Source organism: Myxococcus sp. AB056, from assembly GCF_006547365.1.
GTDB lineage: Bacteria > Myxococcota > Myxococcia > Myxococcales > Myxococcaceae > Myxococcus > Myxococcus virescens.
In genome coordinates, this window is record NZ_VHLB01000083.1 from 1 (window position 1) to 22,095 (window position 22,095).

Below are 22,095 nucleotides of genomic sequence, written 5' to 3' on the forward strand. Positions count from 1 at the left end.
GGAGTGGGACGGGGGCGGTGTCCGGCGCAGGTAGCGCGCGATGATGGCGTCCGCCGCGGGCTGACCATCGCGGGTGCGGAAGTCCCGGCCGTCCAGCGCCAGGCCATGGGCCAGCGCCCAGGGGTTGTCGGGCGTGGCGGCCCACTGCCTGCACCGGGAGGCCAGCAGCGAGGACACGTCGGACGGAGGCGCCGCACTCCCGGGGGCCCGCAGCTGGACTGTGGACGGCGCCGCCGAGGGCCACGTCACCTCCGCACGCGCGCCAGCCGGGGCGGCGGCGCCCAGTCCCATGGTGAGGCTCACGAGGAGGATGGCGGTCATCGTCATGCGGTGGGCAGCCGGGGGGAGCTTATTCGCTCGGTCGCGCCAGCGACACCCGCGACGTCCTCCGCGCGCCGACCCGAAGCATGGGCCGGCGCGCGTGAGGGTAAAGCTCAGCTCGCCTGGGAGTCGCCGCTGGCCGATTCCGCCTCGGCTGTCAGGCGCGCCAGCATCCGCTCGAGGATGCCGAACACGGCGTCGCGGTCTTCAGGGCTCATCAGGCTCAGCACGCGCCGCAAGCTCGCGTCCATGCCCCGGTCGATGCGGGCGAAGACGCTGTTCCCCTGCTCGGTGAGGCGCACGACGACGGCGCGCCGGTCCTCCACGTCCCGGGTCCGCTCCACCAGACCCATGCTCTCCAGGCGGTCCACCACACCGGTGATGGTCTTCCGGGTGATGCCCACCCGCAGGGCCAGGACGCCGACCTGCACCGGACCGTCGTTCCCCAGCCACGACAGCGCATGCATCTGCGTGGGCGTGAGCTGGAGGTCCTCGCAGATGCCCGCCAGCGGGTTCTTCAGGGAGCGGTAGCGGCTGAACTCAATCAGCAACTCGTGGAGGCGCCGCGACTCGGGCGTGGAGGTTTCGACGTCTTCCTCCATCAGACCGTGGCTCTCCTCGGAGCCACCGTCCTCGGGAGGGTCCTGGCCCTCCGTACCCGGGTCGCCGCGCCGATTCGCGAGCGCGGCCGGTTTGTCATCCGGCCGCCGCATCAGGCCGTCTCCACCCGGGCCGCTGCGGCCACGGAAGGCGATTCAGCGCCGTGCTTCGGACCCACCGCGTGCGGCGTACCGGAGGCCGCGTCCGGACCCTTGCGCCGCTTGAACTTCTCGGTGAGCTGATCCATCAGCGAGTACACCACCGGCACCACGCCCAGGGTGAGGAACGTGGACGTCACCAGACCGCCGATGATGGTGATGGCCATGGGCGCGCGCGTCTCCGCGCCGTCACCCTTGGCGACGGCCACCGGAATCATGCCGGCGATCATCGCGATGGTCGTCATCAGGATGGGACGCAGACGCACGGGAGCGGCCTGGAGCAGGGCTTCCGTCGCCGTCTTGCCTTCCTCACGCAACTGCAGCGTGAAGTCCACCAGGAGGATGCCGTTCTTCACCACCAGACCCATGAGCATGATGATGCCGATGAGGGCGAACATCGACATGGCCTGACCGGTGACGAGCAGACCGCCAATGGCGCCGATGAGGGCGAAGGGCAGCGACATCATGATGGTGAAGGGGTGGACGAAGCTCTCGAACTGCGCCGCGAGAATCATGTAGATGAGGATGATGCCCAGCAGCAGGGCGGAGCCGAAGGCCGCCACGGCCTTGCCCATCTCCTTCGCGTTACCCTCGAAGTCGTAGATGACCGACTTGGGCAGCTCCTTCTCCGCGTACGCGTTGAGGAAGTTGATGCCATCGCTCAGCGCGTAGCCCGAGGCCAGGTTCGCCAGCAGGGTGATCTGCCGCTTCTGCGACTCGCGGTCGATCTGCACCGGGCCGTCGGCGGGGGTGATGGTCGCGAAGTTGCGCAGCTCCACCAACTGGCCCGTCATGCTGCGCACGGTCAGCTTGCCCAGCGCGTCGGCGGAGGCCAGCGTCTGCGGCGGCAGGGCCACCTTGATTTCGTACGTCTCGCCACCCTCGCGGTAGTCGCCGAACTTGTCGCGGCCCAGGAAGGCACGCAGCGTGGCGCCCAGCGAGGCCGCCGGGACGCCCAGGCTGGCCGCGCGCTCGCGGTCCACCTTGACGTCGTACTGCGGCTTGCCGGAGCGGAACGTCATGTCCACGTCCACCAGGCCCGGATTCTGGCGCATGGCGCCCTGCACCTGCTCGGCGGCCTTCACCACCTCTTCCCAGTTGTCACCGCGGAGGTTGAACTGGATCTGCTGCGTGCGGGCGCCGCCGCCGCCCACGGCCGCGACGTCCTGCACCGTGACGGTGACGCCGCTGCGGGGGGTGATGGCGCCGCGCAGGTACGTCTTCAGTTCGCCCTGGTTGAAGGAGCGGTCCTTCAGCGGCACCAGGTTGATGAGCAGCTCGCCCTTGTGCACTTCCTCCTGCACGCCGCCACCGGCGGTGGCGAAGGTGGAGTCGATGCCGGGCAGGGCGCGGACCTGCGCGTCCAGCGCGTCCAGCTCCGCCTGCGTATCCTGCAGCGTGGAGCCGATGGGCAGCTCCACCGCCAGCTTGATGTTGCCGTTGTCCTGCTCCGGGATGAACGTGAACTTCAGGAAGCTGGCCATGAAGAGGGTGACGAAGAGCACCACCACGGCGATGACCAGGGTGATGGCCCGGTGCCGCAGGATGCTGGCCAGGATGTTCCGGTAGCCCGTCTCCGTGGCGACCAGCACCTTCTCCACCGCCGCGGAGATGCCCGTGGGGTTGCCATGGTGGCTCAGCATGCGCGCCGACAGCATGGGCGTGAGCGTCATGGACACGGCGTAGGAGATGAGCACCGCCACGGCCACCGTGACGCCGAACTGGTAGAAGAACATGCCCATCGTCCCGTCCATGAAGGCCACGGGGATGAACACGGCGACGATGGCGAGCGTCACGGCGAACACCGCGAGCGCGATCTGGCTGGCGCCCTCGAGCGCCGCCTGCATGGGCGTCTTTCCCTCTTCCAGGTGACGGACGATGTTCTCGATGACCACGATGGCGTCGTCGATGAGCAGACCGATGGACAGCGTCAGCGCCAGCATCGTGATGACGTTGAACGTGAAGCCCAGGGCCGCCATGACGGCGAAGGTACCGACGACGGACACCGGCAGCGCGATGGCGGCCACCAGCGTGGAGTTCAGGTTGCGCAGGAACACCAGCACGATGAGCACCGCGAGGAAGCCACCGAGCACCAGGTCGAACTGCACCGCGGCGATGGACGAGCGGATGAACCGCGAGTTGTCCGTCACCAGCTCCGTGCGCACGCCCTCGGGCAGCAGGCTGTTGACCTCTCCCAGGGACTCCTTGATGGACTCGGCCACCTGCACCGTGTTGGACCCGGACTGCTTGCGCACCACCAGCGCCACGGCGCTGCGGTCACCGCTCTTGGCGCTGGAGCGCGCCTCTTCCGGACCGTCCACCACGTCGGCCACGTCACGCACGCGCACCGGCGCGCCGTTGGGGCTGGCGATGATGATGTTGCGCAGCTCGTCCACGCTCTTGGCCTCGGACGTCAGGCGCACCACGCGCTCACGGCCGCTGTCCATGGTGCGGCCACCCGGGACGTCCAGGTTCTGCGCCTGCACGGCCTGGCTCACGTCACTGACGGCCAGCCCGAAGCCACGCAGCCGCTCCGGATCCACGACGATCTGGATTTCGCGCTCGCGGCCACCGACCACGTCGATGCTGCCCACGCCCGGCTGACGCTGGAGGGCGGGCTTCACGACGTCCTCGGCGACGCGCGTCATCTCTTCAATGGGGAGCGCGCCGGACAGCGACAGCGTCATGATGGGCGCCGCGCCGATGTCGAACTTCTCCACCACCGGCGTCTCGATTTCCGTCGGCAGCTTGCTCAGCGTGGCCTGGACGCGGTCCCGCACGTCCTGCGACGCCACGTCCACCTTGGTGTCCAGGGTGAAGCGGACGACGATCTGGGACACGCTCTCCAGGTTGATGGAGCGCAACTGCTCCACGCCGTTGAGGGTGTTGAGCGCCTCCTCCAGCGGGTCACTGACGTTCTTCTCCATCGACTCCGGGTCCGCGCCGGGCAGCACCGTGGTGACGGTGACGACGGGGAACTCGACGTCGGGGAACTGGTCCACGCCGATGCGTGGGTAGGCATTGATGCCAAAAACGACCACCGCGAGCATCAGCATCGCGGTGAACACAGGGCGGGTGATGAATGTCTTGAGCATTCAGGAGCTCCGAACTTGAGAGGGGAGGGCAGGCGTCACTGCACTACGCGGACGGCCGTGCCCTCCTTCACGTCCAGGGAGGAGTCGGCGAGCACGCGCTCGTCGGCGCCCAGTCCCTGGAGGATGCGGACGTAACCAGGCAGCACTCGCTCGACGCGCACATCCCGCTTGCGCACCGTGCCGTCCTGCACCACCCACACGAAGCCCTCCTGGCCCCGGGCGCTGACGGCCTGGGTGGGGAGGAAGAGGCCCTTGTCGTCGTCGGCCTGATTCACGGTCGAGAAGTCCAGCTCCACCAGGGCGCCGGGACGCAGCGCCGTGGACGGCTCACCGACCACGTCCGCCAGCACCTCCACCGTGCGGTTGGAGGCGTCCACCACCGCGCCCACGACGGCCACCTGCACGTCGAAGCGCGCGCCGCTGGGGCTCACCGTGCCCTGCGTCTTGCTGCCCACGCGGACCTTGTCCACCACGGACTCGGGGACCTGCGCGCGCACTTCCAGCCCCGTCGTGTCGACGATGCTGAACACGGGCGTGGAGGGCGTCATCGCCACCGAGTCACCGACGTTCTTCGTGCGGGCCGTGATGACGCCGTCGAAGGGGGCGATGATGGAGTGGTCGCGCAGCATCTCCTCCGCCAGCCGCAGCCCGGCGGCGGCCTGGGCGGCCTGGGCGGCGGCCTGCTTCTGGCCAATCACGGCCTGATCCAGCCCCGCGGCGGCCACGCCACCGGACTCCGCCACCTTCCGGGTGCGCTCCAGGGAGGACGTGGCCAGCTCCAGCGCCGCGTCCGCGGCCTGCTTCACCGCGCGCGCCTGCTCCACGCTGATGGCGACGTTGGAGGCGTCCAGCGATGCCAGCACCTGGCCCTTCTTCACCTTGTCGCCCACCCGCACGTTCATCCTGGAGATGGTGCCGGTCGCCTGGGGCCCCAGGACCGCCTCGTTCTTCGAGCGGATCTGCCCCGTCACGCGGGTGACGTCGGCGCTCAACTCCGTGGCCGGAGTGATGGCGCGCACGCCCAATGCCGCGGGACCCGTCTGCTCGGGGAGGGCCGGCTTGTTGCTGGCCTTGCCACAGCCCGTCGTCACCACCGCTGCCACTGCCGCGGCCATCCACATGCGTCGAATCACGGTCGTCCTGCTCCTGCCGGTCACGGGGCGCCTGGCCCCAGGGAGACACTTGCGAGCCGGCTTCTACATGGAAAGTCTGCGGCCCGGAAACTACAGTCTCTGAACTGTCTGTCAAGGGGATACTCCGGAGTGCGGACTATCTTTCCTCCGGCACGTCTAACGGCCGTCCGCCGAGCGGGCAGGGGAAAATGACACGACGCGGTGCATCCGTCCGCTGGCCTGAAGGAGGGGAGCGGTGTGCCGGGGAGGCGGTGCTTGTGGCACCTAGAGGCCCCTGTTATTGATTCAAGAATCAATCCTTTCGCGCCGAGGACACCCCATGCCCCACCCATTCACCGAGGAACACGAGGCCTTCCGCAACACGGTGCGCAGCTTCGTGGAGAAGGAGATGACCCCACACGGCCTCGAGTGGGACCGGGCGGGCATCTTCCCCAAGGAGCTGTTCCGCAAGGCGGGGGACCTGGGCTTCCTGGGCATCAACCACGACCCGAAGTACGGCGGTAGCGGGCTGGACTACTGGTACGTGACGGTGTTCGCGGAGGAGCTGAGCCGCAGCCTCAACGCGGGCGTGAACATGGCGCTGCTGGTGCAGAGCCAGATGGCCACGCCCATCATCAACGAGATTGGAACGGACGAGCAGAAGCGCGAGTTCCTGGAGCCGGCGCTCAAGGGCGAGAAGATCGCCGCGCTGGGCGTGAGCGAGCCGGGGTGCGGTTCGGACGTGGCCAGCATCAAGACGACGGCGCGCCGGGACGGGGATGACTACGTCATCAACGGCTCGAAGATGTGGATCACCAACGGCACGCGGGCGGACTTCATCACCCTGGCGGTACGCACGGGCGAGGCCGGCTACGGCGGCATCTCCCTGGTGACGTTCCCCACGGACGTGAAGGGCTTCGGCGTCTCCAAGAAGCTGGACAAGGTGGGCAACCTGTCCTCGGACACCGCCGTCCTCTACTTCGAGGACTGCCGGATTCCGGCCCGCTACGTGCTGGGCGAGGAGAACGAAGGCTTCTACCACATCATGACCAACTTCCAGGGTGAGCGCCTGGTGGGCGCCATCACCACGGTGGCGGGCATGGAGCGGATGGTGGAGGACTCCATCCGCTACGGCAACGAGCGCGAGGCCTTCGGCCGGCCGCTGATGAAGTTCCAGGTGTGGCGCCACAAGTTCGTGGAGCACCTGACGGCCATCGAAGCGGCCAAGCGCCTGACGTACCACGCGGTGGACCTCTTCGACCGGAAGGAGAACCCGGTGAAGGAGGTCTCCATGGCGAAGCTGTTCGCGGGCGACCTGGCCCAGCGCGTGGCCTACGACTGCCAGCAGTTCTACGGCGGCATGGGCTACGTGGAGGAGACCTCCATCGCCCGCATGTGGCGCGACGTGCGCCTCATCACCATCGGCGGCGGCACCTCCGAGGTGATGAAGGAGATCATCTCGAAAATCTACGGCTTCTAGCGCCGCGCACTCAGGCGCCCTGGCCCAGGCTCATCCCTTCCAGGGGCTTGGGCCCGCTGTCGAGCTCGGCGTGCATGACGGTGTCGTCACGCACGCCCTCCCACTTGGACACCACCAGCGTCGCCACCGTGTTGCCGATGACGTTGGTGATGGCCCGGGCCTCGGACATGAAGCGGTCCACGCCCAGCAGCAGGGCCACGCCTTCCACGGGCACCTTGCCGTTGAGCGCCGCCAGTGTGGCCATCAGGGTGATGAAGCCCGAACCCGTCACGCCCGCCGCGCCCTTCGACGTCAGCAGCAGCACGCCCAGCAAGGTGAGCTCCTCGCCCAGCGAGAGGTCCACGTTCACCGCCTGGGCGATGAAGATGGCCGCCATCGTCAGGTAGATGCACGTCCCGTCCAGGTTGAAGGAGTACCCGGTGGGCAGCACCAGTCCCACGGCGCCCCGGTCGCAGCCCAGCGTCTCCAGCCGCTTGAGCAGCCGGGGCAGCGCGGACTCCGATGACGACGTCCCCAGCACGAGCAACAGCTCGCTGCGCATGTAGCGCAGCAGCTTCCACAGTGAGAAGCCGGACAGCCGCGCCACCAGCCCCAGCACCAGGAACACGAAGAGGGCGCAGGTGACGTAGACGGCGATGAGCAGCCGGCCCAGGGAGCTGAGCGATTCGACACCGAACTTGCCCACGGTGAAGGCCATGGCGCCGAACGCGCCCAGCGGCGCCAGCTTCATGATCATCCCGACGATGCCGAAGAAGACCTGCGCCAGGTCATCCGACAAGTCGAGCACGCGCTGTCCCATGGGGCCCAGGCGGGTGAGCGCCACGCCCGTCAGCACGGCGACGAGCAGCACCTGGAGCAGCTTCCCCTCGGTGAAGGCCGACAGGAAGTCATGCGGGATGATGTCCAGGAGGAAGGGGATGGTGCCCTGCTGCGACGCGGATGCGCGGTACTGGGTGATGCCGGAGGTGTCGATCTGCGCCGGGTCGATGTTCATCCCCGCGCCGGGCTTCAGGGTGTTCACCACCACCATGCCCACGACGAGCGCCAGCGTCGTCAGGACTTCGAAGTAGATGAGCGCCTTGAGGCCGATGCGGCCCACGTGCTTGAGGTCGCCCATCTTCGCGATGCCCGCGACGATGGTGAGGAAGATGACCGGTGCGATGATCATCTTCACCAGTTTGATGAAGCCGTCGCCCAGCGGCTTCATGGACTCGCCCAGGTCCGGTCGCAGCCAGCCGAGGATGATGCCCACCGCGATGGCCAGCAGCACCTGGACGTACAGATTCTTCAACCACCGCATCCGCACCCCTCTCTCGGGAGGCCGCGGACTATAGCGCCCCGGTTCGGCGCTTCGTTGGCGCCAGGCGCCGGCGGACCGCGGGGGCTTCGGGTGGCGGGCTGCGTCACTTCTTGCGGAACAGCGCCTCCGCGGCGTTCAGAAGGGCGTCTCGGCTCTCCTTCTCATGGATGCCGCCTTCGCCAATCTGGAACAGCTCACAGAAGTTGGCGCCGTCCTTGTCCTTGGGCACCTCGGCGAAGGGCTCCTTGCACTCCTTCGCCACACCCAGGTCGAAGTGACGGCAGTTGCGGCACGAACGGATGTCCTCGCCGCAGTGGGGGCACTCGTCACGCCGGCCCACCTGGTTCGCGATGATGTCCAGTGGGTGTCCACAGTGCGCGCAGCCGGGCATGGCCTCTCCATGAAACGGGGACGCCATTGTGCCAGCGGGCCGCGCCTGACGGCGAGCGCTCAGCGCTGCGGACTGGGCATCAACGCCTGGACGGGCTCCGGGGAGGCGGACTCCCGGGCGGTGCCTTCGTGTGCCCCGCCGCCCGTGGCGTCGAGCAACTGGTCGTTCAGCCGCTTGAGGAGGAACAGGAGGTACGCGGAGACGGTGGCCAGCGCGGCGAGCAGCACGCCCAGCAGCATCCCGCGCTGCCAGACGTGTGCCTTCTCCAGGATGGCCCGGCGCTCCGCGAACGTCTTCAACTGAGCGTCCGCCGCGGCGCCGTCGAACCGGGCCGCGTAGTCCTCCGCCTGGGCGGTGCCACGCTCCATCAGCCACTGGCCCTGCACCTGGAGGGCGTCCGCGCGGGTGTAGCAGTAGGCGGCGCCCCCAGCCGACAGCAGGGAGATGCACAGCGCCGTCATCACGCTCCGGGTCGTGCCCATCCTACGTCCTCCGGACTGGCCGTTGCACGGGGAGTGACACCCGCGACTGCTCCGGCTTCCCGAAGACAGTAGCGGATGCTAGGGAGCCCCTCTGACATGGGCAAGCCCTACCGTCCTAAAGACCACTATTTCCAGAAGGCCAAGCAAGAGGGCCTGCGGGCACGTTCGGCCTTCAAGGTCGATGAACTCATCAAGCGCTTCCCCATGGTGAAGAAGGGGCACGTCGTGCTCGACCTGGGGGCTGCGCCGGGAGGTTTCCTCCAGATATTGGCGGACGCCGTGGGGCCGAAGGGCCGCGTCATCGGCGTGGACATCGTCGCCATCCGTCCCTTCAGCCAGCCCTTCGTGCAGACGGCGGTGCTGGACGTGCTCGCGGACGACTTCGACGCGAAGCTGACCGAGCTCCACGCCGGCCCCTTCGACGCCGTCATCTCCGACATGGCCCCCAAGACGAGCGGCATCAAGGCCACCGACGAGGCGCGCAGCCTGCGACTGGCGGGCAAGGCGCTGGAGTTGGCCGCGGCGCGGGGCCGGCCCGGGTCGTCCTTCGTGGCCAAGGTCTTCATGGGCCGGGACTTCGAGGACTTCCGCAACCAGATCCGCGCCCTCTTCGAAGAGGTGAAGGTGGTCCGGCCGGAAGCCACCCGCGGCGCCAGCATGGAGGTCTACCTGGTGGGTCTTCGCCGCCGTGCGCCAGAGGCCCCGGAGGCGAACTGACGTTCATTGTGGAACGTTCGGGTGTCCGGCTGTGTCTAGAGTGCCGACATGCATCGGACCCCCTGGACCCGCGCACCCTTTGTTCGCTTCTGGCTGTTCACCCTGCTGCTGCTGACCTCGCCCGTGCTGGGGCAGGGCAAGGCGCCGCCTTCGTGGAAGGCCATCGAGGGGATGGTCGAAGAGCAGAAGCTGGAGGCCGCCGCCCAGGGCGCCGAGGCCCGGCTGGCGCAGGCGAAGTCCAAGGGCGACGAGGCCGAGTGGACGCGCGCGCTGGTGCGCACGGTGCAACTGCGCACCGACTTGCATGGCTACGAGACGGCGGTGCGCTTCCTGCGCGAGCAGCCCTGGCCCAAGGGCACGTTGCCTCGCGCGACGCTGAACCTCTTCTATGCGAATGCGCTCGTCGCCTATGCGCAGGTCTACGGCTGGGAGGTGCGCCAGCGCGAGTCCGTGGCGTCCTCCGGGCCGGTGGACCTCAAGGCGTGGACCTACGAGGAGATTCTGACCGAGGCCCAGCGGGCCTACGAGGAGGTGTGGAAGCAGCGGCAGCAACTCGGCGGTGAGCCCCTGAAGGCGTTGTCCGAGTACGTGAAGCCCAACACCTACCCGGAGGGGCTGCGCTCCACGCTGCGGGATGCCGTGTCGTACCTGCGCGTGTCGCTGCTGGCGGACAGCTCGCACTGGCGGCCCGAGCAGGCCCATGAGGTGTACCGGCTGGACCTGGGCGCGCTCCTGGAGGGGACGCCCAAGGTGGCGCTGACGGACCCCGGCGTCCATCCGCTGGTGAAGGTGGCGGCGGTGCTCGGGGACCTGGAGGCGTGGCACCAGTCCGCGGGGCGGCGCGAGTCGGCGCTGGAGGCCCGGTTGCAGCGCTACACGGTGCTGCACCAGCACTTCACGGACACGGCCGACCGGACCCGCATCCGGCAACACCTGGCCGCCTTGCTGCCCGCGTTCCGCGACGTGCCCTGGTCGACCATGGGGCAGGCCCAGCTCGTGGAGATGGAGCGAGTGGCGGACCACGCCGTGCGTGCCCACTCGCTGGCGAAGGCGTGCGCGGCCACCTACCCCCAGTCCACGGGGGCGCAGCGCTGCCGCGTGCTCATGGCCGCCATCGAGGCGCCCGAGTTCAGCATGGGCTCGCTGGCGTCGGACGGGCCGGGCCGCCGCTCCGTCGAGGTCACCCACCGCAACGTGTCCATGCTGCACTTCCGTGCGTACTCCGTGGACCTGGAGAAGCGGCTGGCCCAGGTGGATGACTACAACCTCATGCCGGACAGCGCGCCGTTGAAGGCTCTGGTGAAGGGCCAGCGTCCGGTGGCCACCTGGAGCGTGCCGCTGCCGAAGACGGAGGACTTCCGGGAGCACCGCACCTTCGTCACGCCGCCGCTCACGGCCCGGGGGACGTACGTCATCATGGCCTCCGCCCACGAGGACTTCCGCGCGACGAACAACCGCATCGTCGCGGTGTACCTGACGGTGACGCCCTGGGTCATCGTCACGCGGCCCTCGAACGGGGACCGACTGGAGGTGCGGCTGGTGGACGGCGACACCGGCGAGCCCGTGCCGAAGGTTCCCCTGCGTCTCATCCGCGTCGACTACAAGCAGGGCTTCAAGGAGGCGGCGCGCATCCTCTCGGACGCGGACGGCGCGGCCACCTTCGACTCGGTCCCGGGCGATGGCTACCGCAGCTACGTCCTGGTGGCCGGCGTCGGACGGAACGCGCTGCTGCACCCGGGCCAGGTGCCGTTCTACGAGCGCTATCAGCCCGGGGAGGTCCAATCGGCGCTCGTCTTCACCGATCGCGCGGTGTACCGGCCCCAGCAGAAGGTGCTGTGGAAGGCGGTGGCCTTCAGCGGCCGGGGCGAGCAGGCGCGCTACCAGACGCTGGCGGACCGCCCGCTCCAGGTGACGCTGTTCGACCCGAACCACCAGGTGGTGGAGTCCCGGGAGGTCCGCACCAACGACTTCGGCTCCGCCGCGGGCGAGTTCACGATTCCCACCGGCCGGATGCTGGGGGCGTGGTCCGTGATTGTGAGCGCGGGGGGCCGCGCGACGATTCGCGTGGAGGAGTACAAGCGGCCCACCTTCGAGGTGACGCTGAAGGACGCGAAGGCGCAGCTGCGCCTCAACCGGCCCGCGACGTTCCAGGGCGAGGCCCGCTACTACTTCGGCATGCCGGTGACGTCCGGCTCCGTGCGGTGGCGTGCGTACCGCGAGCCGGTGCTTCCCTGGTGGTGGTGGGGCCCGCCGTCCGGGCCCTCGCAGCGGCAGGTGGTGGCGACGGGCACGTCGCCGCTGGGCGCGGACGGAGGCTTCACCATCGGCTTCACCCCCGAGGCGGATGAGCGGTCCGCGGCCACCCCGGGGCTGACGTGGAACTACCGCATCGAGGCGGACGCGACGGACGAAGGCGGTGAGACGCGCTCGGCCAGCCGGGCCTTCCGGCTGGGCTTCGTCGCCGTGGAGGCGCGCGTGGACCTGGACACGGGGTTCCTTCGCGAGGGCGCCGCGGCCGAGGTTCGGCTGACGCGCTCCACGCTGGATGGCGCACCGCAGCCGGGGCCGGGCAAGTGGCGGCTGGTGGCGCTGAATCAGCCCGCGCAGCCCCTGCTGCCCGCGGACGAGCCCGCCGGCCTGCCGGAGTACAAGGACCCCGAGGCGGTATTCACGCCCACGCCTGGAGACAATCTGCGTCCTCGGTGGTTCGGCGCGTATTCGCCGGAGTCCACCATTCGCGGCTGGACGGATGGGGCCGAACAGGCAACCGGTTCGGTGCAGCACGACGCCGAGGGCCTGGCCGTGCTGAAGCTGCCATCGCTCAAGGCGGGCGCGTACCGGCTCCACTACGAGACGACGGACGCCTTCGGTCAGAAGTACACCGTGGGGCGCGAGCTGGTGGTGGCCGGGAAGACGACGCCCCTCGCGGTGCCCGCGATGCTGGTGGCTGAGCGGGAGACGGCGCGGGTGGGGGAGGTGGCGCGGTTGATGGCCGTCTCGGGGTTCAAGGGACAGCCGCTGCTGCTCGACATCTACCAGGGCGAGCGGCTCATCTCCCGGCGCAAGCTCACCGCGGGCCAGTCTTCCGGAGTCGTAGAGGTGCCGGTGACGGCGGAGCTGCGCGGCGGCTTCACCGTGGCGCTGTCCACGGTGCGTGACTACCAGTTCCTGTTCTTCTCGAAGTCCATCTTCGTGCCCTGGGACGACAAGGAGCTGCAGCTGGAGTTCGCCACCTTCCGCGACACCCTGCGCCCGGGCGCGAAGGAGACCTGGCGCGTGACGGTGAAGGGGCCGAAGGGCGCGAAGGTGGAGGCGGGCACCGCCGAGCTGCTCGCGTACATGTATGACCAGTCACTGGACCTGTTCGCGAAGCAGACGCCGCCCAGCGTGGCGTCGCTGTATCCCCAGCGGCACGCCCACGTGGACATGCTGCCGTCGGCGAGCATGGGTGACACCCGGTGGGTGGTGAACGCGCGATATGGCGACGTGCCGGGCTGGACACCGCCTGCGCCTGACGCCTTGCTCTTCGGGAATGGCTTCGAGGTGGGCGGCCCGGGTCGGCGGCGGATGCGGCAGATGGTTCGCGGTGGAATGGGCGGCGTGCGGGAGGGCGCCGCGCCAAGGGCCGCCATGCCCACGGCATCGGCTCCGGGTGCGCCGCCGCCCCCGCCGCCCGCCGAGGCGCCTGCCCGGGCCGAGGCGAAGATGCAGGCGGACAAGGAAGAACGCTTTGGCAGCGGAGGCGCGACTCCGGACGCGCCGCAGCCGCTGCGCTCCAACTTCGCGGAGACCGCGTTCTGGGCGCCCCAGGTGCTCACCGGGGCGGATGGCTCGGCGACGCTGGAGTTCACCGTGCCGGATTCGGTGACGGCGTGGAGCGTCTGGGTGCACGCCGTCACGCGTGACTTGAAGGGTGGCTCGCTCCAGCGCACCTCGCGGAGCGTCAAGGAGCTGATGGTGCGCCCCTATGTGCCGCGCTTCCTGCGCGAGGGCGACCGCGCGGTGTTGGAGGTGATGGTGAACAACGCGGCGTCGCGCCCGATGCAGGGCACGCTCACGTTGGACATCCAGGACCTGGAGCTGCAGAAGAGCGTGCTGTCGGACTTCGGCGTCCAGAAGGCGTCGCAGTCCTTCCGCGTGGAGGCAGGGAAGGGGACGCGCCTGCGCTTCCCGCTCACCACGCCCACGCGGGTGGGGCCCGTTGCCTTCCGGGTGGTGGCGCGCTCGGAGAACCACAGTGATGGTGAGCTGCGCCCGCTGCCGGTGTTGCCGGGCCGGATGCACCTGGCGCAGTCGCGCTTCGTGACGCTGAAGGGCAAGGACTCCAAGACGATGCAGTTCGAGGACCTGCGCGCGGGCGGCGACCCGACGCGGGTGAACGAGCAGCTGGTCGTCACGGTGGACACGCAGCTGTTCTATTCGGCGCTCCAGGCGCTGCCGTACCTGGTGGACTACCCCTACGAGTGCACGGAGCAGACGCTCAACCGCTTCGTGTCGACGGGCATCCTGTCCAGCCTGTACGGGCAGTACCCGTCGGTGGCGCGGATGGCCAAACAGCTGAGCGAGCGCCCCACCCAGTTGGAGACGTGGGACGCGGTGGACCCCAACCGGAAGATGGCGCTGGAGGAGACGCCCTGGCTGGAGATGGCGAAGGGCGGCGCCGGGCCGGAGGCCGGTCTGGTGAAGGTGTTGGACCCGAAGGTCGCCGCCGCCGAGCGCACGTCCGCGCTGGCGAAGCTCCGCAAGGCGCAGACGTCCAGCGGCGGCTTCCCCTGGTGGGCCGGGGGGCCTCCGTCGCCGTACATGACGCTCTACATCGTGCATGGCCTCTCCCGCGCGATGGAGTTCGGCGTGGAAGTCCCGCCGGAAATCACCCGGGGCGCCTGGGGCTACCTGGCGCGGCACTTCCGCGAGGAGTACGCGACGAAGCTGATGAAGGAGGAGCGCGGCTGGGAGTTCCTCACGTTCCTCAACTACACGGCGTCCGCGTATCCGAACGCGAGCTACACCGGTGATGCCCTCACCGAGGCGGAGCGGGCGCGGATGCTCGCGTTCAGCTACAAGCACTGGAAGAAGCACTCGCCCTACCTCAAGGGCTACCTGGCGCTGACGCTGAAGCGCGCGGGGCGCGGCGCGGACGCCAACCGCGTCTGGGAGAGCGTCATGGACTCGGCGAAGACGAGTCCCGAGCTGGGCACCTACTGGGCGCAGGAGGACCGCAGCTGGCTCTGGTACAACGACACCACGGAGACGCACGCCTTCGCGCTGCGCACGCTGACGGAGCTCAATCCGAAGGACGCGCGCCGCGAGGGCCTGGTCCAGTGGCTGCTGCTGAACAAGAAGCTCAACCACTGGAAGTCCACTCGCGCCACGGCGGAGTCGGTGTACGCGCTGGTGAAGTACCTCCAGGCGGAAGGCGCGCTGGGCGTGCGCGAGGACGCACAGGTGACGGTGGGCCCGCGCGTGGTGCGCATGTCCTTCGCGCCGGACGAGTACACGGGCAAGAAGAACCAGGTCGTCGTGCCCGGGCCGGAGTTGAACCCGGCGACGATGAGCTCGGTGGTGGTGGAGAAGACGACGCCGGGCTTCGCCTTCGCATCCGCGACGTGGCACTTCTCCACGGAGAAGCTGCCGGACAGCGACCGCGGGGACTTCTTCCAGGTGTCGCGGCGCTACTTCCTGCGTGAGCGGCAGGGGAAGGACGCCAGGCTCGTGCCGCTGGCCGAGGGCGCCGTGGTGCTCCCCGGAGACGAAGTGGAGGTGCAGCTCTCCCTGCGCGCGAAGCACGCGGCGGAGTACGTGCACCTGAGAGATCCGCGCGCCGCGGGCCTGGAGCCGGAGAACGTGCAGTCCCGTCACCGCTGGGACTTGGGCATCGTCTGGTACGAGGAGACGCGGGACTCCGGCACCAACTTCTTCTTCGAGCAGCTGCCCGCGGGTGAGTACACCTTCAAGTACCGGCTGCGCGCCAACATGGCCGGCCAGTTCAAGGTGGGCCCCGCCACGGTGCAGTCCATGTACGCGCCGGAGTTCACCGCGTACTCGGCCGGGGCGGTGCTCACGGTGGGCGCGGCGAAGTAGCGCGGTCCACCCCGGGGAGTGGGCCCTTCAGCCCGGGCTCATTCCCCGCAGGTGGCCTTGTCGTCCGTGGGATGCAGGGTGGCGATGCCGTAGGTGCCATTGCGCGTGCCGCACCAGATGCGCCAGTTCGTCCCGCCCAGGTCCGGCGCCGAGTACACGCCGCCTTCCTTCTTGGCCCCGCCCCGCGCGCAGCACCGGGCGAAGGCGCGCGTGCCAATGGACACCAGGCCCACCGCGTCCGGCGCGCGTGAGAAGCCGCCGACGCGCTTCTCACCGCAGGACCAGGGCGCCACGCCCTTGAAGCGGATGAGGTAGGCGTCACCCTTCAAGGCCCCGGCGCCGCGCACCGGGCCCTGGTAGCAGAGGCGGCCCTCCGCCTCGAGCTGGGCATAACGCGGCAGGAAGTGCAGGCCGCCAATGGGGCCTCGCTGCCAGTCGTCGCCGCAGAAGACGTGCGTGAAGGCGTTGCGAGGCCCGGTGCTGACCCAGAGGCCCGTGAGCCAGTCGATGTTGGCCTGCCGGGCGCCGGGCCGGCCCGCCACGGAGAGGGCTCGCTGGAGGCGCGGGTCGTCGTAGTGGCGCGAGAGGAAGCGCCGCACGTCGCCTTCACTCACGCTGACGTCGGGGCGCGCGGGGCACAAGTCCAACACCTCGCGGTCCATGGCGGACAAGGGCGGCGGCTTCGCGAACAGGGGCGCGCTGTCACACGTCGTCGCGCAGCCGGTGGCCGGCTTCCAGCTCGCGGAGCCGGCCAGCTCCTCGTCACCGTCGTTGTCAGCGTCACGCGCGGCCACGCGGCCCGCGGGGCCCCGCATCGTCACCTGCCGCGCCGAGTGGGCCCGGTCCGCGGCCACCAGGGCCGCCGCGGTCGGAGCGGCCGGCGCGGTGGACTCTGGCGCGCCTTCACACAGCACCCAGCCTTCGGCGGACGCGCCGCTCAGCTTGCACCAGGCGCGGTTGGGGCCGCCCTTCTTCAGCAGGGGGTAGGGCCTCCCGGCCTCCACCGTGAAGACGACCTTGCGGGACTCGGGCTGCTCGAGTGCGTCCACCGTGACGTCGGACACGAAGACGCCGCGGCCCGCGAGGGCGGGCAGCGAGGCACCCAGCAACAGGGCGAGACAGGGGAGGGAAAGACGCATGGCGCACGGGAGTCTACAGCAGTCCCCGCCGTGCCCCTCAGAGGAGGGGCAGGGGGGCATGTCCTGCGCCTGCGACGGCTGTCACCGGCCGGAGATTCAACCGAGCTTCACGCGGGCTGCCTTCAGCTTGCCCACCTGCACCGTGTACTCGCCGGCGCCCAGCTCCGCCTTGACGTCCTGCACCTTCTCGCCGTTGACGCGCACGCCGCCCTGCGCCATCAGCTTGCGCGCCTCGGTGGCGGACGCGACCAGCTTCGACTCCGGCAGGAGCTTCGTCACCGGCAGCTTCTCCGCGCCGCCCAGGGACACCTCCACCAGGGGCAGCTCGTCCGTGGACAGCTCCTTCTTCGCGAAGCGCTTCTCGAAGTCCTCGGCGGCCTTCTTCCCGGCCGCCTCGCCCTGGAAGCGCGCCGTCATCTCCTGCGCGAAGCCGACCTTCACCGCCTTGGGGTGCAGCGCGCCGGACTCCACCTGGGCGCGCATCTCCGCCAGCTCCGCCCGCGTCTTCGCGGAGAGCAGCTCGTAGTACCGCCACATCAGGTCGTCGGTGATGCTCATCAACTTGCCGAAGATGGTGTCCGCCGGCTCGTCGATGCCCACGTAGTTGTCCAGGCTCTTGGACATCTTGTCGCCGACAATCTTCCCGTCGACCGCCTTCGCGTTGAGGCCCTCCAGGATGGGGCCCGTCATGATGACCTGGGGCGCCATGCCCTCTTCCTTCATCAACTGGCGGCCCACCAGCAGGTTGAAGAGCTGGTCCGTCGCGCCCAGCTCCACGTCCGCCTTGAGCACCACCGAGTCGTAGCCCTGCAGGAGCGGGTAGAGGAACTCGTGGATGGAGATGGAGACCTCGCTGCGGAAGCGCTTCTTGAAGTCGTCGCGCTCCAGCATGCGCTGCACGGAGTAGCGCGAGGCCAGGCGGATCATCCCTTCGGTCCCCAGCGAGTCCAGCCAGCTGGAGTTGAAGCGCACCTGCGTCTTGGACTCGTCCAGCACCTTGAAGACCTGCTTCTTGTAGGTCTCCGCGTTGGCCTTCACCTCGTCGCGCGTGAGCGCCGGGCGCGTGGCGTTGCGGCCCGTCGGGTCGCCAATCAACCCGGTGAAGTCACCGATGAGGAACACCACCGTGTGGCCGAACTCCTGGAAGCGCCGCATGCGCGTGAGCAGCAGCGAGTGGCCCAGGTGCAGGTCCGGCCGGCTCGGGTCGAAGCCCGCCTTGATGACCAGCGGCTTGCCCGTGTCATACGAGTACTGAAGCTTCTTCTTCAGGTCCTCGGGCACGTGGAGGTCCACCGTGCCACGGGTCACTTCTTCGAACTGCTCCTCGGGGGTCGCCTTGCGCAGCGCGTCCGGATTCATGGCGCCGCAAGCTACCCGAAGTGCGCCAGCCGTGGACGCACTTCCTCCACCGGGTTTCAGGTGCCTGGCAGGTGCTCACGCACGCGGTGGATGCTCCGGCCCCGTCCGGTGGCGTCGTCGATGTCCACCACCACGCCTTGCAGGTAGACGAGCCGCTCCGCCACCTCATAGGGCGCCGGTTTGCCCAGGAAGCGCGCCAGCGAGGACTCCTTCTTCATGCCGATGACGGAGTCCAGCGGCCCGCACATGCCGACATCCGTGATGAAGGCCGTGCCACCAGGGAGGATGCGCTCATCCGCCGTCTGCACGTGCGTGTGCGTCCCCACCACCACGGACACCCGCCCATCCAGGTGGACGCCCATGGCGTTCTTCTCACTGGACGCCTCGCAGTGCATGTCCACCAGGATGCAGGGCGTCTGCTGGCGCAGCTCCTCCACCAGCCCTTCCACCACCTCGAAGGGGCTGGCCTCGGTGCGCATGAAGACGCGCCCCTCCAGGTTGATGACGCCCAGCGCACGCCCATCCGGCAGCTTCACCAGGCCGTGGCCCTTGCCTGGCGTGCCCTTGGGGTAGTTGGCCGGACGCAGGAGCAGGTCCGGATGCTCCTTCACCCAGGGGAGGATGGCCTTCTTGGAGTAGAAATGATTACCGCTCGTCAGCAGCTGGACGCCGCTGTCGAGCAGGTAGTGGGCCGTCTCTGAAGTGATGCCCGAGCCCTGGTCGCTGTTCTCCGCGTTGGCGACCACCACGTCCACGCCGTGCTGCGCGCGGACCCTCGGAAGGAGCGTGCGGACCGCCTGGAGACCCGGGCGGCCCACCACGTCCCCCATGAAGAGGACTTTCACGTATCGAGGAAGTCCCAGTCGCGGTACAGGCCGCGCAGGGACTCAGACTCCGTTACGACCAGGTCCATGTCGACGTCATCCCCGGTCGTGGGCAGCACGGGGACGACCTGGTCATTGAAGGCCAGGCCCACCCGACGACTGCGCTGACTGGCCGCGCGGAGGGTGGCGTCGTAGTAACCGCCCCCGCGCCCCAGCCGCTTGCCTTCCCGGGTGAAGCCCAGGCCCGGCACCACGAAGAGGTCAATCTGGTCCACCGCGATGAGGTCCGCGGAGTTGGTGGGCTCACGCACCCCCAAACGTCCCGGTTCCAGCTCGCTTTCCGACTTGATGGCACGGAACGAAAGAATCCGCCCGTGAACATGTGAGAGCGGGTAGCAGACAATCTTGCCGTCCTGCAACGCCGCAATCAGGATATCCCGGGTTGGCACTTCCCCCCGAATGGGGGCGTACAACGCCACCGTGCGCGCCTTCTGATAATACGGTGCCGCCAGAAACCGAGACTGAACCTTGAGCCCCCGCGTATCGATGAGGTCCGGCGTCATCGCCTTCCGGCGCGCCGTGAGCTCCTCTCGCAGGGTCTGCTTCCTCGCCGCCGCCTCTTCCACCACCGTCTCGCTCACCGACGCCGCTCCAAAGAAAAAGTCCCCCGCAGCATGGCCGTGTGCCCGGCGTCCATTGAACCCTCAAAAGCCAGGTGGGGACCGAAGTCATGCCTCCGCAGGCTTCCCTCATCCCCCGTGAGGAGGGAGGGCTTGCACATGGAGACCGAAACGGACCCCGGAATGGACGTATCGGTTCGAATTTCTGCCGAGCATCACGCGCCCCGCAGGGGACAGCCCTTGAACAAAGCTACAGTGCTTCCAAATCCTCGAATCTATTGGGAATTCCCGCCAGAGTCTTTGGAAATGATAAGGACGGGGGGCGGCGGGGTCAAGGCATCCTCGCGCGTTTACAAGGCAGGCGCGGGACCTCTATGATGGAAAGAGCCCGAATCCACCCACATATGCCGCCCTCGCTATTGAACAAGGGTCTTGCGACGGTTCTTTCCGTTGCCTCCGGCCTCGCGTGGGCGGGACCGCCCACGGTGTCGAGCTCCTATCAAGGTGACTCCTATGGCGTGGTGTCCATGCGCATGCAGGGAGACCAGCTGGTGGGGGTCGCGACTGGCGGACCCTGCGGATTCGAACCCGATACGGAGGTGCTCTCTGGCGAGTTCCAGGACAACGTCCTGGTGGGCCAGGTGTTGCTCTGTCAGCTGGGGCCCCACTGTGAGCCGCGGGTGAATCAGCCCGCGCTGGTCGTGTTCAACCCGGACGATGGGGTGATGACGGCCCTGTTCCGGTTGAAGGACGGTTGCCGCTCGCCGGTGTTGAAGAACGACTCCCTCCTGCTCCTGCGGCCGTTGTCCCGGGACGCGGAGGCGGTGGCGCCGGGGCGCGCGGCTTCAGCGACCACGGCCGTGGCCGCCTCGTCCACGGCGGACGGCGCGAACTCGTCCGCGGCGCAGGTGGCCGCGGGACTGGGCCGGCAGGGCGAGGTGTCACCCTTGGAGGAGGGGCAGCGCCAACTGGCTGCGGGCAACGCGGGCGTGGCGCAGCGCCACTTCGAGCTGGCCCTGTCGAAGGACCCCCGCAGCGCCGCCGCGGTGGTGGGCCTGGGGGCCAGCCAGTTGATGCTCAATGACGTGAGCCGCGCGGTGAAGACGCTGGAGGCGGGCAGGGCGTTGGGGCGCGCGGACGTCCACCTGTGGCTGGCCTATGCGTATCAGCGCGAAGGCAACCGCAACCGCTCGCGCGAGTCGCTGCGCAAGGCCTTCGAGCAGGGCTGGATGCCCGCGGGCCGCGCGGCGGAAGCGGTGGCGGAGCAGGCGCTGCGCGAGGACATCAAGGACATCGAAACGCTCATGCAACAGCAGCGGACCCGGAAGCGGGTTCCCGTCCGCCCGTCGGCGGGGGTTGGAAACACCACGCCGTGAGCCAGCCGACTTCCCCGCAGAAGACCACGCGGGTCTTCGGCAACTACGAAGTCCTCTCCGTGCTGGGCAAGGGCGGGATGGCGGAGGTGTACCGGGCCCGGGTGTTGTCCGGCCCGCGCGAGGGCTGGACGGTGGCGCTCAAGCGCCTGTTGCCCGCGCTGACGCGGGATCCGGAGTCCGTGTCGCTGTTCGCCCGCGAGGCGCAGCTGTCCAAGCAGCTCCACCACCCCAACATCGTCACGGTGCTGGATGCCGGCGCGCTGGAGGGAATCTACTTCATCGTGATGGAGCTGGTGGACGGCCGCGACCTGGGGCAGATCCTCCGGCGCTGCAAGGTGCGCGGGATTCCACTGCCGCTCGACTTCGCGGTGTACCTGGGCAAGGTGCTGCTGGAGGCGCTCGCGTACGCGCACTCCGCCACGGGGCCCCAGGGCGAGCGGCTGGGCATCGTCCACTGCGACGTGTCGCCGTCCAACCTCTTCATCTCCCGCGTGGGCGAAATCAAGCTGGGCGACTTCGGCGTGTCGCGCGTGCTGGTGGACGGCAAGCTCCAGGGCGGCGAAGTGCTGGGCAAGCCCTACTACCTGTCCCCCGAATCGCTGCTCGGCGAGGTGAACCCGGAGGCGGACCTGTGGGCCGCCACGGTGGTGCTCTACGAGCTGCTGACGCTGGAGCGCCCCTTCACCGGCACGACGCCGGACGCCGTGTTCAACGCCATTCGCGCCCGGCAGTACCGTCCCCTGCGGGAGCTGCGGCCCGACATCCCGGAGGCGCTGGAGGCCGTGGTGGCCCGGGCCTTCGCGGAGCGTCCCGAGGACCGCTTCCCGACAGCGGAGGAGTTCGCCCAGGCGCTGACGCCCCACTACGACGAACGCGTGGGAACGCCGCTGGCCATCGCCGCCGTGGTGCGTGGTCTCTTCGGCGCCAGTGACGAGGTGCCCGCCGCGCCGTCGCCCAGCGGGACGCCGCCGACGCCGGGCTCGCGCGCGGGGTAGGGGAACGGGCACCCTGTTGTCCGCTCCACCGTTCCTGCCCACCTC

15 protein-coding genes, 1 other RNA gene and 1 pseudogene are annotated in these 22,095 nt (G+C 69.0%); 5 read left to right on the plus strand and 12 right to left on the minus strand.

What is annotated here, in order from left to right; translation table 11 throughout:
- From FMP39_RS28575 to FMP39_RS28590, 4 genes and pseudogenes are all read right to left on the minus strand, one after another.
- Nucleotides 1-327, minus strand: a pseudogene (locus FMP39_RS28575) (hypothetical protein); the annotation flags it as partial.
- A gap of 107 nt (nucleotides 328-434) precedes the next feature.
- Nucleotides 435-1,034, minus strand: coding sequence for a MarR family winged helix-turn-helix transcriptional regulator (locus tag FMP39_RS28580; RefSeq protein ID WP_141593299.1), 600 nt, complete (start codon nucleotides 1,032-1,034; stop codon nucleotides 435-437).
- Nucleotides 1,034-4,174, minus strand: a complete 3,141-nt coding sequence (locus FMP39_RS28585; RefSeq protein WP_141593300.1) for an efflux RND transporter permease subunit — start codon at nucleotides 4,172-4,174, stop codon at nucleotides 1,034-1,036. Before FMP39_RS28585 ends, FMP39_RS28580 begins: the two co-directional genes overlap by 1 nt.
- Before the next feature lie 35 nt (nucleotides 4,175-4,209).
- Nucleotides 4,210-5,331 carry an efflux RND transporter periplasmic adaptor subunit gene (locus tag FMP39_RS28590; protein WP_090492833.1) on the minus strand — a complete coding sequence of 374 codons (1,122 nt, stop codon included), beginning with the start codon at nucleotides 5,329-5,331 and terminating at the stop codon, nucleotides 4,210-4,212.
- 295 nt (nucleotides 5,332-5,626) lie between these two features.
- Between FMP39_RS28590 and FMP39_RS28595 the strand changes: the two genes are divergently transcribed.
- Complete coding sequence (locus tag FMP39_RS28595; RefSeq protein WP_011553025.1) at nucleotides 5,627-6,766, plus strand: acyl-CoA dehydrogenase family protein; 1,140 nt, start codon at nucleotides 5,627-5,629, stop codon at nucleotides 6,764-6,766.
- A 10-nt stretch (nucleotides 6,767-6,776) separates the two neighbouring features.
- Here FMP39_RS28595 and dctA read toward each other — a convergent pair whose 3' ends face one another.
- The 3 genes from dctA to FMP39_RS28610 all read right to left on the minus strand — a co-directional run bounded on the left by dctA (nucleotide 6,777) and on the right by FMP39_RS28610 (nucleotide 8,939).
- Nucleotides 6,777-8,066, minus strand: coding sequence for a C4-dicarboxylate transporter DctA (dctA, locus tag FMP39_RS28600; RefSeq protein ID WP_228558408.1), 1,290 nt, complete (start codon nucleotides 8,064-8,066; stop codon nucleotides 6,777-6,779).
- Nucleotides 8,067-8,169: 103 nt separating this feature from the next.
- Nucleotides 8,170-8,457: a hypothetical protein gene (locus FMP39_RS28605; protein ID WP_090492998.1), complete on the minus strand. Its 288-nt coding sequence runs from the start codon at nucleotides 8,455-8,457 to the stop codon at nucleotides 8,170-8,172.
- Between the two features lie 59 nt (nucleotides 8,458-8,516).
- Nucleotides 8,517-8,939 carry a hypothetical protein gene (locus FMP39_RS28610; protein ID WP_141593302.1) on the minus strand — a complete coding sequence of 141 codons (423 nt, stop codon included), beginning with the start codon at nucleotides 8,937-8,939 and terminating at the stop codon, nucleotides 8,517-8,519.
- Nucleotides 8,940-9,014: 75 nt separating this feature from the next.
- Between FMP39_RS28610 and FMP39_RS28615 the strand changes: the two genes are divergently transcribed.
- Together FMP39_RS28615 and FMP39_RS28620 are read left to right on the plus strand one after the other, a co-directional pair.
- Nucleotides 9,015-9,656: an RlmE family RNA methyltransferase gene (locus FMP39_RS28615; RefSeq protein WP_090492839.1), complete on the plus strand. Its 642-nt coding sequence runs from the start codon at nucleotides 9,015-9,017 to the stop codon at nucleotides 9,654-9,656.
- Between the two features lie 48 nt (nucleotides 9,657-9,704).
- Complete coding sequence (locus FMP39_RS28620; RefSeq protein ID WP_141593303.1) at nucleotides 9,705-15,737, plus strand: alpha-2-macroglobulin; 6,033 nt, start codon at nucleotides 9,705-9,707, stop codon at nucleotides 15,735-15,737.
- A gap of 38 nt (nucleotides 15,738-15,775) precedes the next feature.
- On the opposite strand, the gene FMP39_RS28625 is transcribed toward FMP39_RS28620, so the two are convergent.
- The 5 genes from FMP39_RS28625 to ssrS form a co-directional block, all read right to left on the minus strand.
- Nucleotides 15,776-16,876 carry a hypothetical protein gene (locus FMP39_RS28625; RefSeq protein WP_228558409.1) on the minus strand — a complete coding sequence of 367 codons (1,101 nt, stop codon included), beginning with the start codon at nucleotides 16,874-16,876 and terminating at the stop codon, nucleotides 15,776-15,778.
- A 96-nt stretch (nucleotides 16,877-16,972) separates the two neighbouring features.
- Nucleotides 16,973-18,235: a tyrosine--tRNA ligase gene (tyrS, locus tag FMP39_RS28630; protein ID WP_141593305.1), complete on the minus strand. Its 1,263-nt coding sequence runs from the start codon at nucleotides 18,233-18,235 to the stop codon at nucleotides 16,973-16,975.
- 56 nt (nucleotides 18,236-18,291) lie between these two features.
- Nucleotides 18,292-19,080, minus strand: a complete 789-nt coding sequence (locus FMP39_RS28635; RefSeq protein WP_141593306.1) for a TIGR00282 family metallophosphoesterase — start codon at nucleotides 19,078-19,080, stop codon at nucleotides 18,292-18,294.
- Nucleotides 19,077-19,700 carry a 5-formyltetrahydrofolate cyclo-ligase gene (locus FMP39_RS28640; protein ID WP_002639727.1) on the minus strand — a complete coding sequence of 208 codons (624 nt, stop codon included), beginning with the start codon at nucleotides 19,698-19,700 and terminating at the stop codon, nucleotides 19,077-19,079. The genes FMP39_RS28635 and FMP39_RS28640 overlap by 4 nt, the downstream gene beginning before the upstream one ends.
- Nucleotides 19,701-19,719: 19 nt before the next feature.
- A non-coding RNA gene (gene ssrS, locus FMP39_RS28645) (6S RNA) lies at nucleotides 19,720-19,915 on the minus strand.
- Nucleotides 19,916-20,164: 249 nt separating this feature from the next.
- Between ssrS and FMP39_RS28650 the strand changes: the two genes are divergently transcribed.
- Together FMP39_RS28650 and FMP39_RS28655 are read left to right on the plus strand one after the other, a co-directional pair.
- Nucleotides 20,165-21,055 (plus strand): lipopolysaccharide assembly protein LapB, encoded by an 891-nt coding sequence (locus FMP39_RS28650; protein ID WP_228558410.1) that lies wholly within the window; start codon nucleotides 20,165-20,167, stop codon nucleotides 21,053-21,055.
- Entirely contained in the window at nucleotides 21,052-22,050 is a 999-nt protein-coding gene (locus tag FMP39_RS28655) for a serine/threonine-protein kinase (RefSeq protein WP_090492852.1), read from the plus strand. The genes FMP39_RS28650 and FMP39_RS28655 overlap by 4 nt, the downstream gene beginning before the upstream one ends.
- Nucleotides 22,051-22,095: the final 45 nt, after the last annotated feature.